The organism is Georgenia satyanarayanai, from assembly GCF_900116375.1.
In the GTDB taxonomy this organism is placed as follows: domain Bacteria; phylum Actinomycetota; class Actinomycetes; order Actinomycetales; family Actinomycetaceae; genus Oceanitalea; species Oceanitalea nanhaiensis.
The window spans coordinates 21,411-35,651 of record NZ_UETB01000021.1; the positions used below are offsets into that span (position 1 = coordinate 21,411).

Annotated in this window: 13 protein-coding genes; 8 read left to right on the forward strand and 5 right to left on the reverse strand. The window is 72.8% G+C overall.

Features of this window, described 5'->3' with window-relative positions; translation table 11 throughout:
• Positions 1–10: 10 nt before the first annotated feature.
• The 4 genes from DSZ44_RS17150 to DSZ44_RS17165 are packed head-to-tail and all read left to right on the forward strand — an operon-like array spanning position 11 to position 4,134.
• On the forward strand, positions 11–691 hold the full coding sequence (locus DSZ44_RS17150) for an EboA domain-containing protein (RefSeq protein ID WP_110853852.1): 681 nt from the start codon (positions 11–13) through the stop codon (positions 689–691).
• Between the two features lie 27 nt (positions 692–718).
• On the forward strand, positions 719–1,591 hold the full coding sequence (locus DSZ44_RS17155) for a TatD family hydrolase (protein ID WP_110853853.1): 873 nt from the start codon (positions 719–721) through the stop codon (positions 1,589–1,591).
• A gap of 3 nt (positions 1,592–1,594) precedes the next feature.
• Positions 1,595–2,761, forward strand: coding sequence for a metabolite traffic protein EboE (eboE, locus tag DSZ44_RS17160; RefSeq protein WP_110853854.1), 1,167 nt, complete (start codon positions 1,595–1,597; stop codon positions 2,759–2,761).
• Positions 2,758–4,134, forward strand: a complete 1,377-nt coding sequence (locus DSZ44_RS17165) for an alkaline phosphatase family protein (protein ID WP_110853855.1) — start codon at positions 2,758–2,760, stop codon at positions 4,132–4,134. Before eboE ends, DSZ44_RS17165 begins: the two co-directional genes overlap by 4 nt.
• A 205-nt stretch (positions 4,135–4,339) precedes the next feature.
• On the opposite strand, the gene manA is transcribed toward DSZ44_RS17165, so the two are convergent.
• Positions 4,340–5,539 (reverse strand): mannose-6-phosphate isomerase, class I, encoded by a 1,200-nt coding sequence (gene manA / locus DSZ44_RS17170; RefSeq protein WP_110853856.1) that lies wholly within the window; start codon positions 5,537–5,539, stop codon positions 4,340–4,342.
• Positions 5,540–5,655: 116 nt separating this feature from the next.
• Positions 5,656–6,867, reverse strand: a complete 1,212-nt coding sequence (locus DSZ44_RS17175) for a CAP domain-containing protein (protein WP_110853857.1) — start codon at positions 6,865–6,867, stop codon at positions 5,656–5,658.
• 134 nt (positions 6,868–7,001) lie between these two features.
• On the opposite strand from DSZ44_RS17175, the gene rfbA reads away from it, so the two are divergent.
• Together rfbA and DSZ44_RS17185 are read left to right on the forward strand one after the other, a co-directional pair.
• Entirely contained in the window at positions 7,002–7,868 is an 867-nt protein-coding gene (gene rfbA, locus DSZ44_RS17180; RefSeq protein ID WP_110853858.1) for a glucose-1-phosphate thymidylyltransferase RfbA, read from the forward strand.
• Between the two features lie 41 nt (positions 7,869–7,909).
• A complete protein-coding gene (locus tag DSZ44_RS17185) occupies positions 7,910–8,212 on the forward strand; it encodes a Dabb family protein (protein ID WP_110853859.1) in 303 nt (100 codons plus the stop codon).
• Positions 8,213–8,374: 162 nt separating this feature from the next.
• Here the strand turns inward: DSZ44_RS17185 and rfbD are convergent, their stop codons facing one another.
• Positions 8,375–9,241 (reverse strand): dTDP-4-dehydrorhamnose reductase, encoded by an 867-nt coding sequence (gene rfbD, locus DSZ44_RS17190; RefSeq protein ID WP_258369683.1) that lies wholly within the window; start codon positions 9,239–9,241, stop codon positions 8,375–8,377.
• A 58-nt stretch (positions 9,242–9,299) separates the two neighbouring features.
• Here rfbD and DSZ44_RS17195 point away from each other — a divergent pair, with 58 nt between their 5' ends.
• Complete coding sequence (locus DSZ44_RS17195; RefSeq protein WP_110853860.1) at positions 9,300–9,929, forward strand: dTDP-4-dehydrorhamnose 3,5-epimerase family protein; 630 nt, start codon at positions 9,300–9,302, stop codon at positions 9,927–9,929.
• 22 nt (positions 9,930–9,951) lie between these two features.
• Here the strand turns inward: DSZ44_RS17195 and DSZ44_RS17200 are convergent, their stop codons facing one another.
• Both DSZ44_RS17200 and DSZ44_RS17205 read right to left on the reverse strand, forming a co-directional pair.
• Complete coding sequence (locus tag DSZ44_RS17200) at positions 9,952–11,247, reverse strand: Rv1352/Rv1906c domain-containing protein (RefSeq protein ID WP_110853861.1); 1,296 nt, start codon at positions 11,245–11,247, stop codon at positions 9,952–9,954.
• Between the two features lie 90 nt (positions 11,248–11,337).
• Complete coding sequence (locus tag DSZ44_RS17205; RefSeq protein WP_110853862.1) at positions 11,338–13,194, reverse strand: N-acetylmuramoyl-L-alanine amidase; 1,857 nt, start codon at positions 13,192–13,194, stop codon at positions 11,338–11,340.
• A gap of 139 nt (positions 13,195–13,333) precedes the next feature.
• On the opposite strand from DSZ44_RS17205, the gene DSZ44_RS17210 reads away from it, so the two are divergent.
• Positions 13,334–14,241, forward strand: a 908-nt coding sequence (locus tag DSZ44_RS17210) for a UDP-glucose dehydrogenase family protein (protein ID WP_110853865.1), incomplete at its 3' end; no start/stop codon positions are given.

Genomic DNA, 14,241 nt, shown 5'->3' on the forward strand with positions numbered 1-14,241 from the left:
AGGAGCCGACATGAGCCGCACCCACCAGATGCGCGACGCGATCGCCGCGGACCTCTCCCCCGCCGCCGCGAGCCGGCTGTCGCAGATGACGGCCGAGATCGCCGCGGACACCTCCGCCGCCGCCCGCCTGTTCCCCGCCGCCGCCCGCGAGGTCGCGCGCGGCCCCCTCGACCCGGCCGACCCGAGCGGTATCCACGGCCCCACCCTCGACGACGCCGTGCGGGGCGTGCTCCTCGCCGCCCTCGCCGAGGCGCTGGGCGACGACGCCCGCCTCCTGCGCGAGGTGAGCGACCTGTACCGCTACGGCGACGGCGACGAGAAGCGGGCCGTGCTCCGCGCCCTGCACCTTCTCGGCCCGGAGGCGCAGCCGATCGTCGAGGACGCGCTGCGCACCAACGACATCCGCATCGTCGCGGCCGCCATGGGCCCCTGGGCCGGCACCCACCTCGACGACGCCACCTGGCGTCAGGGCGTGCTCAAGTGCCTCTTCGTCGGCGTCCCCCTCGCCGCCGTCGACCGTCTCGACGAGCGGACCGACCCCGAGCTCGCCCGCATGGTCGCCGCCTACGCCCACGAGCGGCTCGCCGCCGGCCGCAGCGTGCCCGACGACGTCCACCTCGTGCTCGACCAGGAGCCCGGTGCCCTGGACCAGTTCCCCGACGTCGCGGCAGCGCTGCGCCCGTCCGCCTGACCCCTTCACCTCACCAGGAGCCCCTCCATGCGCATCTTCGACCCGCACATCCACATGACGTCCCGCACGACGGACGACTACGAGGCCATGCACGCGGCCGGCGTGCGGGCCCTGGTCGAGCCGGCGTTCTGGCTCGGGCAGCCGCGCACGAGCGTGGAGTCCTTCGTCGACTACTTCGACGGGCTCGTGGGCTGGGAGCGCTTCCGTGCCTCGCAGTTCGGCATCGCCCACCACGCGACCATCGCGCTCAACCCCAAGGAGGCCAACGACCCGCGCTGCCGCGGCATCCTCGACCTCCTGCCCCGCTACCTCGCCAAGGACGGCGTCGTCGCCGTCGGCGAGGTCGGCTTCGACTCGATGACGCAGGCCGAGGAGGAGGTGTTCGTCCGCCAGCTCGAGCTCGCCGGCGAGCACGGCCTGCCCGCCATGGTCCACACCCCGCACCGCGACAAGGCCGTGGGCACCCAACGCACCCTCGACCTCGTCGCCCAGGTGGGGATCGCGCCGGGGATGATCGTCGTGGACCACCTCAACGAGACGACCGTCGAGATCGTCGACGACGCCGGCGCGTGGATGGGCTTCTCCGTCTACCCGGACACGAAGATGGACGAGCACCGCATGGTCGCGATCCTCCAGGAGCGCGGGCTGGAGCGGGTGCTGGTGAACTCCGCCGCGGACTGGGGACGCAGCGACCCCCTGAAGACCTACAAGACCGGGCAGGCCATGCTCGCGGCCGGCTTCACCGAGGACGACGTCGACCGCGTGCTGTGGCGCAACCCCGTGGAGTTCTTCGGGCAGAGCGGGCGCCTCATGCTCGGCTACGACACCTCCGACACCACGGCCGCCACCTTCGAGGGCAACTCCATCCTCCGCGGTGAGCGCAAGACCCCCGAGGCCTGAGCCGTGCGACTGCGTCACCCCGACGGCACCGTCGTCCACCTCGCCTACTGCAGCAACGTCCACCCCGCCGAGGACCTCGCCGGCATCCACGAGCAGCTGCGGCGCTTCGCCGGGCCCGTGCGGGAGCGGCTCGGCGTCGAGCGCCTCGGCCTGGGGCTGTGGCTCCCGGCCGCGGCGGCCGGCCGGCTCGCCACCGAGCCGGGCGAGCTGGACGACCTGCGCCGTGTCCTGGACGAGCAGGGCCTGGAGGTCGTCACCCTCAACGCCTTCCCCTACGGCGGCTTCCACGACCCCGTCGTCAAGCATCGCGTCTACCGACCCGACTGGACCGAGCGCGCCCGGCTCGACTACACGCTGGCCGCCGCCCGCGTGCTGGCGGGCCTGCTGCCCGCCGACGCTGCGCGAGGGAGCATCAGCACCCTGCCGCTGGCGTGGTGGACCCCGTGGTCGGAGGAGGCGGCGCAGGCCGCCCGGGCCAACCTCGACGCGCTCGCGACCGGCCTGGCCCGGCTGCGGGAGCAGACCGGCCGCACCATCCGGGTGGGCTTCGAGCCGGAGCCCGGGTGCGTCGTCGAGACGACGACGGACGCCGTACGCGAGCTCGCCGGCATCGACACCGAGCACCTGGGGGTGTGCGTGGACACCGCCCACCTCGCCACCGCCTTCGAGGACGCCGACGAGGCGATGGGCCGGCTGACCGGTGCGGGGCTGCCCGTCGTCAAGGCGCAGCTGTCCGCCGCGCTGCACGTCGCCGACCCCGCCGCGGCCGTGGAGCAGGGACTGCTCGACGACTTCGTCGAGGACCGCTTCCTCCACCAGGTGCGCGAGCCCGTCGCCGCGGGCGTGGCCGGCCGCGACGACCTGCCGGACGCGCTCGGCGGCTCACCTCTCCCGGCGCAGGCGCCGTGGCGGGTGCACTTCCACCTGCCGCTGCACTCCGCCCCGCGCTCCCCGCTCGCGGCCACGACCAGCGAGCTCAGCGCCTCCGCGCGGGCCCTCGTGGGCGGCGAGCGGCCACTGACCGACCACCTCGAGGTGGAGACCTACACGTGGTCGGTGCTGCCCGCCGACCAGCGGCCCACCGACGACGCCGGACTCGTCGCCGGGATCGCCGCCGAGCTGGACCACGCGCGCGCGGAGCTCCACGCGCTGGGACTGGAGGACGCATGACCGACAAGCTGCTCGTACTCAACGTCGTCGCGCTCACGCCACGGCTGCTCGAGCACATGCCCCGGCTCAAGCGGGTGGCCCAGCAGGGCTACCGCGCGCGGCTGGACACCGTGCTCCCGGCGGTCACGTGCTCCGCGCAGTCCACCTACCTCACGGGCCTGACACCCAGCGAGCACGGCATCGTCGCCAACGGGTGGTTCTTCCGCGACCTCGGCGACATCCTCCTGTGGCGTCAGCACAGCGGCCTCGTCGAGGGCGAGCGGGTGTGGGAGACGATCAGGCGCCACCGCCCCGACTACCGGGTCGCCAACGTGTGCTGGTGGTACGCCATGGGCGCCGACGTCGACACGACCATCACCCCGCGGCCGGAGTACCACGCCGACGGCCGCAAGGAGCCGGACTGCTGGACCTGGCCGCCCTCGCTGCACGACCAGCTCGTCGCCGAGCTCGGTCCCTTCCCGCTGTTCACCTTCTGGGGCCCGGGCGCCAACATCGAGTCCTCGAAGTGGATCATCGGCGCGACCCGCCGTGTCATGCCCGACCACGACCTCACCCTCGCCTACATCCCCCACCTCGACTACGACCTCCAGCGCTTCGGTCCCTCCGGGCCGGAGGCCGTGCGCGCGGCCAAGGAGGTCGACGAGGCGCTCGCCCCGCTCCTGGACGACGCCGAGCGGATGGGCGCGACCGTCGTCGTGCTCAGCGAGTACGGGATCACCGACGTCGACCGGGCCGTGGACGTCAACCGGGTGCTGCGCCGTGCGGGGCTGCTCCACGTCCACACGAACTCCACCGGCGAGATCCTCGACCCGTGGACGTCCAAGGCCTTCGCCGTCGCCGACCACCAGGTCGCCCACGTCTACGTCCGCGACCCCGACGACGTCCCCATGGTCCGCGACATGCTGGCCGCGCTCCCCGGCGTCGAGCAGGTGCTCGACGCCGAGGGCAAGAAGGCCGCGGGGCTGGACCACCCGCGCTCGGGGGAGCTCGTGCTCGTCGCCGAGCCGGGCGCGTGGTTCACGTACTACTACTGGCTCGACGACAAGAAGGCCCCGGACTTCGCCCGGCTCGTGGAGATCCACAAGAAGCCCGGGTACGACCCTGTCGAGCTGTTCATGGACCCCGAGGACAAGTGGGTCAAGCTGCGGGCCGGCAAGGCGCTGCTGCGCAAGAAGCTCGGCATGCGCTACATGATGGAGGTCGTCCCGCTGGACCCGGCGCCGCTCCGGGGCAGCCACGGCCGGCTGCCCGAGACGCCGGACGAGGGCCCGGTGCTCCTGTGCTCGGACCCGTCCGCGTCGACGGACCACGTGCGCGCGACCGAGGTCCGCGACCTGCTCCTCCGCCTCGCCGGAGTCCCCGCCCCCGCCTGACCCACCCCGCGCTCCCCCGCCCCACCCCCCCGCCCCACCGCCGACAGCTGAGTTGTTACCCCACCCCCACCCGCGACAGCTGAGTTGTTACCCCACCCCCACCCGCGACAGCTGAGTTGTTACCGACACGTCGACGTCCTACCGGTAACAACTCAGCTGTCGGCGCGAAACGTGGGGCGCGGGCGTTGGACGGCGGGGGCGGGACCTACGGGACGTCGGCCTGGACGAGGGTGCCGGTGCCGTGGACGGTGAGCGGGCCGTCGTCGGCGCGCGCGAAGGCGGCCTGTCCGCGGCGCAGGCGCAGGCCGCCGGACGCGGCGGCGACCTCGACCTCACCCGCCAGGCACACGAGCATCCGAGGGCCGCGGCCGGGGAGCGGGCGCGCGCCGTCGGCGCAGTCGCCGTCGGCCAGGGTGGTGACGGACAGCTCGAAGTCGTCCACAGGCGCGTAGAACACGCGCGTGGCGCCGTGGAAGACCTCGGGCGCCACCCGGATCGGCGGTGCCGCGACGTAGTCGACGCAGTCGAGCACCTCACCGACGTCCACGTGCTTGCTCGTCAGGCCGGCGCGCAGGACGTTGTCCGAGGACGCCATGACCTCCACCCCGATGCCCGACAGGTAGGCGTGCACGCCGCCCGCCGGCACGAACAGCGAGTCCCCCGGCTGCAGCGTCACGGGGTTGAGCAGGAGCGAGGCGACGACGCCCGGGTCGTGCGGGTGCTCCTCTGCCAGGCGTCCGACGATCGCGTCCGCACGCGGTGAGGGTGACCCGTCCGCTGCCCGCCGCCGGCACGCGTCGACGACGTCGGCCACCTCGCGTGCCGAGGGCCGGGTGTGCGGGTCGAGCAGGGAGGTGAACGCCGTGCGCATCCCGTCGGGGGTGGGATCGGTGACCAGGGCCGCGTGGAGTGCGCGGGTGAGCGGCGCGTCGAGCTCGGCGAGGAGCTCGGCGGCGCGGCGCGGGGCGCGGAAGCCGGACACCGCCTCGAAGGTGGTGAGCGCGAAGACGAGCTCGGGCTTGTGGTTGGGGTCGCGGTAGTTGCGCCACGGGGCGTCCAGCGGCACGCCCGCCCGGTTCTCGGCGGCGAAGCGGGTGCGCGCCCGCTCGAGGTCGGGGTGCACCTGCAGGGACAGCGGACGGCGCGGGGCGATGAGCTTGAGGAGGTAGGGCAGCTGAGCGCCGAAGCGAGCCAGGACGTCACGGCCCAGGGTGCCGGACGGGTCGGTCTCGATGAGGCGGCGCACGTCGTCAGCGCCGTCCTCCGTGCGGGCGGGGCCGCTGGGGTGCGCGCCGAACCACAGCTCGGCGAGCGGCAGGCCGTCCGGCTCGGTGCCCATGAGCTCGTGGATGGCCGACGGGGAGCCCCACGCGTAGTCGCGCGGGACACCGAGCACTCGCCGCATCTCCACCTCTCACCGCCGCAGGCGGGGCGCCTGCCGGCCCGCCTACCGTATCGGTCGGACCGGAGGGCACGGCGCACCCCGCGCGTCGGTGCGGACGCGCGGGGTACGGGTGGCTCTCAGGAGCAGCTGCTGGCGAAACGCTGGGTGTTGTACACGTTGCCGTTGGCCGCCTGCGCCGTCCCCGCCGCGAAGAAGCGGTGCTCAGGGTTGAGGATGTTGGCGCGGTGGCCCGGGGAGTTCATGTACGCGTCGACGGCGGCGTCCGGGTCGTCCACGTAACCGCGGGTGCCCCAGAAGATGTTCTCCGCAGCGGCGGTGCAGCCCACGGCGCGGGCGTCGGACCGGATCGTCTCCGTGGTCGCGTGCTCGAAGTTGCCGGTGCGCCCCATCCACTGCGAGTGGGACAGTGCGCCGGTCCGCAGCCCCGGCCACAGCCGCATCGGCGCGACACCCGCGGCGACGCGCTCCTCGTTGACGAGCCGGAACATCCGCTCGTCGTAGGCGGTGAGCCCGCCCTGCGCCGGCGGCTGCTCGACCTGTCCGGCGCGCTGGGTGCGGAGGCCGATCGTGTCGGTCCGGTTCCCGTTCCAGTCCCCCACGAGCACGGCGTCGGCGGTGCGGCCGTAGCTCATCACGCGGTCGGCGTCGCCGCCCGAGATCGAGTTCTTGATGTGGAAGACGTTGCCACGGCGGAGGCCGAGGGTGTCGCGGCGGTTGCCGTTCCAGTCGCCGACGACCACCTCGTCGCGCTCGCGGCCGTAGCTGACGACGGAGTCGGCGTCACCGCCGCTGATGGAGTTCTTCAGGTGGTAGACCGAGCCGCGCCGCACGCCCAGGGTGTCGCGGCCGTCGCCGTTCCAGTCCCCGACGATGACGACGTCGCCGCGCCTGCCGTAGGTGGCCACCCGGTCGGCGTCGCCGCCGGAGAGGCTGTTCTTGACGTGGTACGTGGCACCGCGCCGCACGGCGGGGGTGTCGACGCCGTCCCCGTCCCAGTCGCCCATGAGAACGGTGTCTCCCGCGCGGCCGTAGGTGACGACGCGGTCCGCCTCGCCGCCGGTGAGGCGGTTGGTGAAGTGGTAGGTGGCTCCGCGGCGGACGGCGAGGGTGTCCACCCGGTCCCCGTTCCAGTCGCCGACGTAGACGACGTCCCGGTCGCGCCCGTAGGCGAAGGCGACGTCCGTGCGGCCCTGCCAGCCGTTGGTGAGGTGGTACTGGTCCCCCCGGCCGCCGATCTCCCCACCCGTGGCCCCGGCCGCCGGCGCGCCGACGGCGATCAGCGAGACGGTCACCGAGGCCGCGAGGACGGCTGCTCGTCGCAAAGTCATGTTCTCCCCCGAACCGGGCCGCCGACGGCGGCGCCCTGTCTGTGACGTCCTCAACTGTAGGTGGCCCTCACGACATCGTCACCCGCGGTCCCCGCTGGTGGATCACGGCGGTCCGATGGGCAACACTGGCCCCTATGCGCGGGATCATTCTGGCAGGTGGCTCAGGGACACGGCTGCACCCCATCACCCTGGGAGTGAGCAAGCAGCTGGTGCCGGTGTACGACAAGCCGATGGTCTACTACCCGCTGACCACGCTCATGCTCGCCGGCATCCGCGACGTCCTGGTCATCACCACGCCCCACGACCAGGAGGCCTTCCGGCGGCTGCTGGGCGACGGGTCCCAGTTCGGGATCTCGATCTCCTACCAGGTCCAGGAGGTCCCCAACGGCCTGGCGCAGGCTTTCGTGCTGGGCGAGGACTTCATCGGCGGGGAGCCGGCCGCCCTCGTCCTGGGTGACAACATCTTCTACGGCCCGGGCCTGGGCCAGACGCTCTCGCGCTTCTCCGACGTGCGCGGCGGGGCGATCTTCGCCTACCACGTGGCCGAGCCCAGCGCCTACGGCGTCGTGGAGTTCGACGCCGACTTCAAGGCCCTCTCCCTGGAGGAGAAGCCCACCGAGCCCAAGAGCTCCTACGCGGTGCCGGGCATGTACTTCTACGACAACGACGTCGTGGAGATCGCGAAGAACCTGCAGCCCTCTGCGCGCGGGGAGTACGAGATCACCGACGTCAACCGCGTCTACCTCGAGCGCGGCGACCTCCACGTGGAGGTGCTGCCGCGCGGCACGGCCTGGCTGGACACCGGCACCTTCGACTCCCTCGCCGACGCCACCGCCTTCGTCCGCACCGTGGAGGCCCGCCAGGGCCTGAAGATGGGCTGCCCGGAGGAGGTCGCCTGGCGTCAGGGCTTCCTGTCCGACGCCGAGCTCGCCGAGCGCGCCGACGCCCTGGCCAAGTCCGGGTACGGGAACTACCTGCGCAGCCTCCTCGAGCACGGCTAGCCTCGGTCGGGTCCTCACCCAGCCGAGCACAGGAGCCCGCCTTGTCGATCGAGCACACCGTCGCCTTCCGCCTGTCCCACCCCGCCGGGTCTGCCGAGGAGGCGGCCTTCCTCGAGGAGGGACGCACGGTCCTCACCTCGATCCCCGGCGTCGAGGACTTCGCGGTCATGCGGCAGGTCAGCGCGAAGAGCCCGCTGACCTGGCAGTTCCGGATGCGCTTCGCCGACCAGGCCACCTTCGACGCCTACGACGCGCACCCCTCCCACGTCGACTTCGTCGCGCGCCGGTGGGTCCCTGAAGTTGCCGAGTTCCAGGAGCTCGACTTCGTCGCGCCGTCCGCGTAGGACAGCGGCCCAGGATCGGCCATCAGGGTCCGCCTCGCTTGCGGCACCCGGAGACGCGATCGCGAGACGTCAGACTGATTCGCCTCGTGGATCAGCCGGACGTCCCCGCACACCGTCGGCTTCCGCCCACGGCCGGCACGCGACGGGCCTCCGGCAGCCCGGTCAGCCGCCCGCGAGCACCGTGGGCGCGGCGACGGTCCAGCGTTCGGCCCAGTGGCCGATCGGCTCGACCCCGGCCGCGAGCAGCGCGTCGTGGCCGAGCACCGAGTAGGCGGGCCGGGGCGCGGGACGCGGGAAGTCCGCGGACGTCGTCGGCTGCACCATGGCCGGGTCCTTGCCCAGCGTCCGGACGATCTCCTCGGTGAAGCCGTGCCACGACGTCTCCCCCGAGGAGGTGCCGTGGTACGTGCCCGCGGGGGCTGCGGCGTCGACGAGGCGCACGACGAGGTCGGCGAGATCCGCCGTCCACGTCGGCTGACCGACCTGGTCGGCGACGACGGTGAGCTCCTCACGCTCCGCGGCGAGCCGTGCCATCGTCCGCGGGAAGCACGCGCCGTGGGCGCCGTAGAGCCAGGCGGTGCGCACGACGAGGTGGTCGGGACACTCGACGCGCACGGCCCACTCCCCCGCGGCCTTCGTCCGGCCGTAGGCGGACCGGGGAGCGAGCGCGGCGGACTCCTCGTAGGGCCGGGAGGCGTCGCCGGCGAAGACGTAGTCGGTGGAGACGTGGACCATCCGCGCACCCGCGAGCCGGGCGGCGCGCGCGAGGAGCTGCGGGGCCACGGCGTTGAGGGCGAAGGCCTCGTCCTCCAGCCCTTCCGCGTCGTCGACGGCGGTCCACGCGGCGCAGTTGACGACGACGTCGACGTCCCGGACCCGCTCGGCGACCTGAGTGGGGTCGGTGACGTCGAGGTCCTGCCGGCCCAGCGCCGTCACCTGCGCACCGCGGTCGCGCAGCAGCGCGACGAGGTCAGTGCCGAGCATGCCGCCGGCACCCGTGACGATCCACCGCTTCTGCTCGAGGCTCACGGCGGCAGCCTACGTGCCCTAGCCTGAGCTCGACGTCGACTGCAGGAGGAGTGTGCGCGTGGAGTTCCGCGAGCTGTCAGTGCCCGGAGCCTGGGAGATCACCCCGAGGCAGTTCAGCGACCCGCGAGGGACCTTCCTCGAGGCCTTCAGCGAGCCGCGCTTCGTCGCGGCCGTCGGCCACCCGCTCGACCTGCGGCAGGCCAACTCCTCGGTGTCGGCCGCGGGCGTCGTGCGCGGCATCCACTTCGCCGACGTCCCGCCGTCGCAGGCCAAGTACGTCATGTGCCCGCGCGGGGCGGTGCTCGACGTCGTCGTCGACATCCGCGTCGGCTCGCCGACCTTCGGGCAGTGGGACAGCGTCCTGCTCGACGACGTCGACCGGCGCGCCATCTACGTCTCCGAGGGGCTGGGGCACGCGTTCTGCTCCCTCGAGGACGACTCCACCGTCATCTACCTGTGCTCGGCCACCTACGCGCCGGGCCGCGAGCACGGCATCGACCCGCTCGACCCGGCGATCGGGATCGAGTGGCCGACGGCGGACCGCCAGGGCCGCCCCCTCGAGCCGCTGCTGTCGGACAAGGACCGCGACGCCCCCGGCCTCGGGGAGGCTCGCGCCTCCGGCCTGCTGCCCACGTGGGAGGCCGTGCAGGCTCACCTGGACGGCCTGCGGGCGCAGGCCCGGGACTGATCCCGGGCCCGCGCCGCGCGTCCTAGATCCTCCGCCAGGTGCCGCAGTCCTCAGTCCTGAAGCCGGTGTCCGAGCCGGAGATCGTCACGATCGGCCGCTGGTCCCCGTAGCCGTTGGCGATGACCTCGTCGAGGTACCCGCTGAACCCGGAGAGCCGCTCCCAGTAGCAGCTGTCGCCACCTGCAGCCTGGTACGTCCCGGGCTTGATGTGCCCTCCGACCACGAAGCTGCCGCTCGTGAACGAGGTGGCGGGCGCCGTCGGATAGGTGGCCTCGACGCTCTTCCACGTGCCGCAGTCCTCGGTGAGGAATCCTGCGTCCGACCGCTCGATCCGCACGATGGGACTCGTGTCCGCGTAACCGTTGGCGATGATCTCGTCGAGAGTGCCGCCGAAGCCGGACACCTTCTCCCAGTAGCACTGGTCACCGCCCGGGGCGCGGTAGACGCCGGGCTGCACCGACGAGCCGACGCGGTGCGCCCCGTCCTTGATGGTGCGGACCGGCGCGGGGGCGGGCTCGGCCGGCCGCGACGTCGCGACCCGGCGCAGGCCGATGGTGTCCTTGCCGTCCTTGTTCCAGTCACCGACGAACACGGTGTCGTCGGGACGCCCGTACGTCTCCACCCGGTCGGCGGCGCCGCCGCGGAGCTTGTTGGCGAGGTGGTACTCGTTGCCGCGGCGCACCGCGAAGGTGTCGTCGCCGTCGCCGTCCCAGTCACCGACGAGGATGACGTCTCGCTCACGCCCGTAGTTGACGACGGTGTCGGCGTCCCCGCCGCGCAGGGCGTTCTTCACGTGGTAGACGCTGCCGCGGCGCACCGCGAAGGTGTCGCGGCGGTCGCGGTCCCAGTCGCCGACGAGGATGGTGTCCTCGGCGCGGCCGTAGCGGAAGACCCGGTCGGCGTCGCCGCCCGTCACCGAGTTCTTCACGTGGTACTCGGCCCCGCGGCGCACCGCGAAGGTGTCCTTGCCGTCGCCGTTCCAGTCACCGACGAGGATGACGTCCCCGCGGCGGCCGTACTTGAAGGTCCTGTCTGCCGTTCCGCCGGTGAGGGAGTTGGACACGTAGAACGTGTTGTCCCGGCGGATCGCCAGGGTGTCACGACCGTCGCCGTCCCAGTCACCGACGAGGAGCTCGTCATTGGCCCTGCCGTAGGTGAACCGGTTGGCGGTGCTGGAGAAGTTGTTGGTGAGGAAGTACTCGTTGCCGTTCCCGCGGACGACATCGCCCTTCGCGAGGGCGGGGGCACCGGCGCCGAGCGCCAGCCCCAGGGAGAGTGCCGCCACCGCCGCAGCGGACAGCGAACGTCGAAGGTTCACGGAGGACTCCTGTGTGAGAAGAGGCCCCCGTGCGAGCAGAGCGTACCGCTGCGCTACGCCTGTTGACGCCAGGTCCGGCCATCCTGTCCGTCAGCCGCTGCGCCGCACCGCGAAGGTGTCGCGTCCGTCGCCGTCCCAGTCACCCACGAGCACGACGTCGTCGGCCCTGCCGTAGGTGAGGACGACGTGTGCGTCGCCGCCGGTGAGGGAGTTGCGCACGTGGTACTCGCGGCCGCGCCGGACGGCGAAGGTGTCGCTGCCGTCGCGGTCCCAGTCCCCCACGAGGACGATGTCGTTGGCGCGGCCGTACCGCAGGACGACGTCCGCGTCACCACCGGCGATGCGGTTCTTCACGTGGTAGTCCGCACCGCGGCGCAGCGAGAGGGTGTCGCGCCCGTCTCCGTTCCAGTCGCCGACCAGGACGTCGTCGCGCGGGCGGCCGTAGTGGATGACGGCGTCGGCGTCCCCGCCCGTCATCGAGTTCTTCACGTGGTAGGTCTGCCCGCGCCGCACGGCGAGGGTGTCCTTCCCGTCGCCGTCCCAGTCACCGACGAGGACGACGTCGCCGGGCCGCCCGTAGCGCACCGTGCGGAAGCGCTGACCGGGGTGGGCGTCGTAGACGAGGTAGGTGCTCCCGCGGCGCAGCGCGAGGGTCTCGCGGCCGTCGCCGTCCCAGTCCCCGACGAGGACCTCGTCGGTGGACAGGCCGAGGCGGAAGGCGAGGTCGGCGTCGCCACCGGTGAGGCTGTTGCGCAGGTGGTAGTCGTCGCCGTCGACGAGGGTGGCGACCTGCTCGTTGAGCCGCGGGATACGCGCGTAGATGTTGTCGCCCGGGCACGTCGTCGCGCCGACGTCGCGGTGGGCGAAGACCCGCGGCAGGGTCTGTCCCGCCGGCCGGTGGGCGGTGCCGGGCGAGATCATGCCGCTGGGCGCGCTCATGTCGATGTCGGCGGCGTCGAACTTCCAGGCGATCACGCGGGCCATGGTGTCGAGGACGGAGTCGGGGGCGTAGAGGCTGGAGTAGTCGCCGAGCACCGAGATGCCGAGCGTGCCCCGGTTGAAGCCGCGGGCGTGGGCGGCCTCGGGCAGGCGTCCGGGCGGCGCCGTGAGGGAACCGGCGCGCCCCTCGAAGACCTGGCCGTACTTGTCGACGAGGAAGTGGTAGCCGATGTCGCCCCAGTCCCGGGTGACCGCGTGGTAGTGGTAGATCCCCCGCACGATCCCGGCGGACTGGGCGGCGGTGTAGCTGTTCGACCCGGCCGTGTGGTGGACGACGGCGGCGCGCAGCGGGTCGTGCCGCGGCGTCCACGTCATCATCGACTCGTCGGCACCCCAGCCGGCGCGGTGGATGACGCGCGGGGCGGGGGCGGCCGCCCGGGCGTGCGTAGCAGCCGGCTCGGGGGTGGCGCTCCGTGCCTCGGTTGTCGCGGGACCCGCGGGTGCGGCGGAGGTGCCGGTGCCGGCCGTGGCCGCGAGCCGCGCGGTCTCCTGGGACGTCCTCGCGACGGCCTCCTGGTCGCCCGGCTCGGGCGGGATGAGGTGGAGGTGCACGTCGTGGGGCAGCACGCCGTCGCCCGCCGCCACGCGCAGCTGCACCGCGGTCGCCCCGCCGACGACGTAGGGCTCGGTCCCGCCGACGTCCCCCGCCACGGCGGCGTCGGGCTCGAGCTCGGCCCACGCCGTCCACTCCCCGCCCGCGCGCACACGCACGGAGAAGCTCTCGTCGGGCGCGTCCAGCCCGTCCCAGGTGACGGCCGCGACGGAGAACTCGGGCACGTCGAGCTCGTCGGTGAGCACCGCCCCGTCCACCTGGACGCCTGCCGCCAGGTCCGTCGGTACGCCGTCGCCGTCGGTGAGCTCGAGGACGACGACGGCGTCACCACCCGGCGGTTCCTCCACCCCCTGCGCGGCCGGTGCGAGCACCCCGACAGCGGTCAGTCCGGCCATGGAGCAGCACAGAGCGATTCGCCCCCCGCGAACAGTCATGCGGCGAATGTACCTCGCGGGCCGGACACAGCGAACGAGCGACAAGACCCCGACCGAAGTCTCATCTTCCTCACACCTTGGCATGGCTAGTGTGTCCCCCATGCAGATTTCGGTGATCGGTTGTGGGTACCTGGGTGCGGTGCACGCGGCGTCGATGGCGGAGCTGGGCCATGACGTCGTGGGGATCGACGTGAACGCGGAGAAGGTCGCCCTGCTCAACGCGGGCAAGGCCCCGTTCCACGAGCCCGGGTTCGACGAGCTCCTCGAGCGCAACGTCACCGCCGGGCGGCTGCGTTTCTCCGCCGACTTCGCCGACGTGGCGGGGGCACGGGTCCACTTCATCGGGGTGGGCACCCCCCAGCAGGCCGGCTCCTACGCCGCGGACATGTCCCAGGTCAACGGTGCGGTGGCGGGGCTGGTGCCCCACCTGGCCCCCACCCCCGACGGTCCGGTCCTCGTGGTGGGCAAGTCCACCGTGCCGGTGGGCACCGCCGCCGGGATCGCCGAGCAGGTCACCGCCGCGGGCGGGGTGCTGATGTGGAACCCGGAGTTCCTGCGCGAGGGCTTCGCCGTGCAGGACACCATCTCCCCCGACCGCATGGTCTACGGCCTGTCCCCCGACCCCGAGGCCGCCCGCATCGGCCAGGAGGTCCTGGACGAGGTCTACGACAACCTCATCAACAACCAGGGCATCCCGCGCCTGCTCACCGACTACGCCACCGCCGAGCTGGTCAAGGTCGCCGCGAACTCCTTCCTCGCCACGAAGATCTCCTTCATCAACGCCATGGCCGAGCTGTGCGAGGCCACCGGCGCCGACGTCACCCAGCTCGCCGCCGCCATCGGCCACGACGACCGCATCGGCCACAAGTTCCTGCGCGCCGGCGTCGGCTTCGGCGGGGGCTGCCTGCCCAAGGACATCCGCGCCTTCATGGCCCGCGCCGAGGAGCTCGGCGTGGACGAGGCCCTGGGCTTCCTGCGCGAGGTCGACTCCATCAACGACCGCCGCCG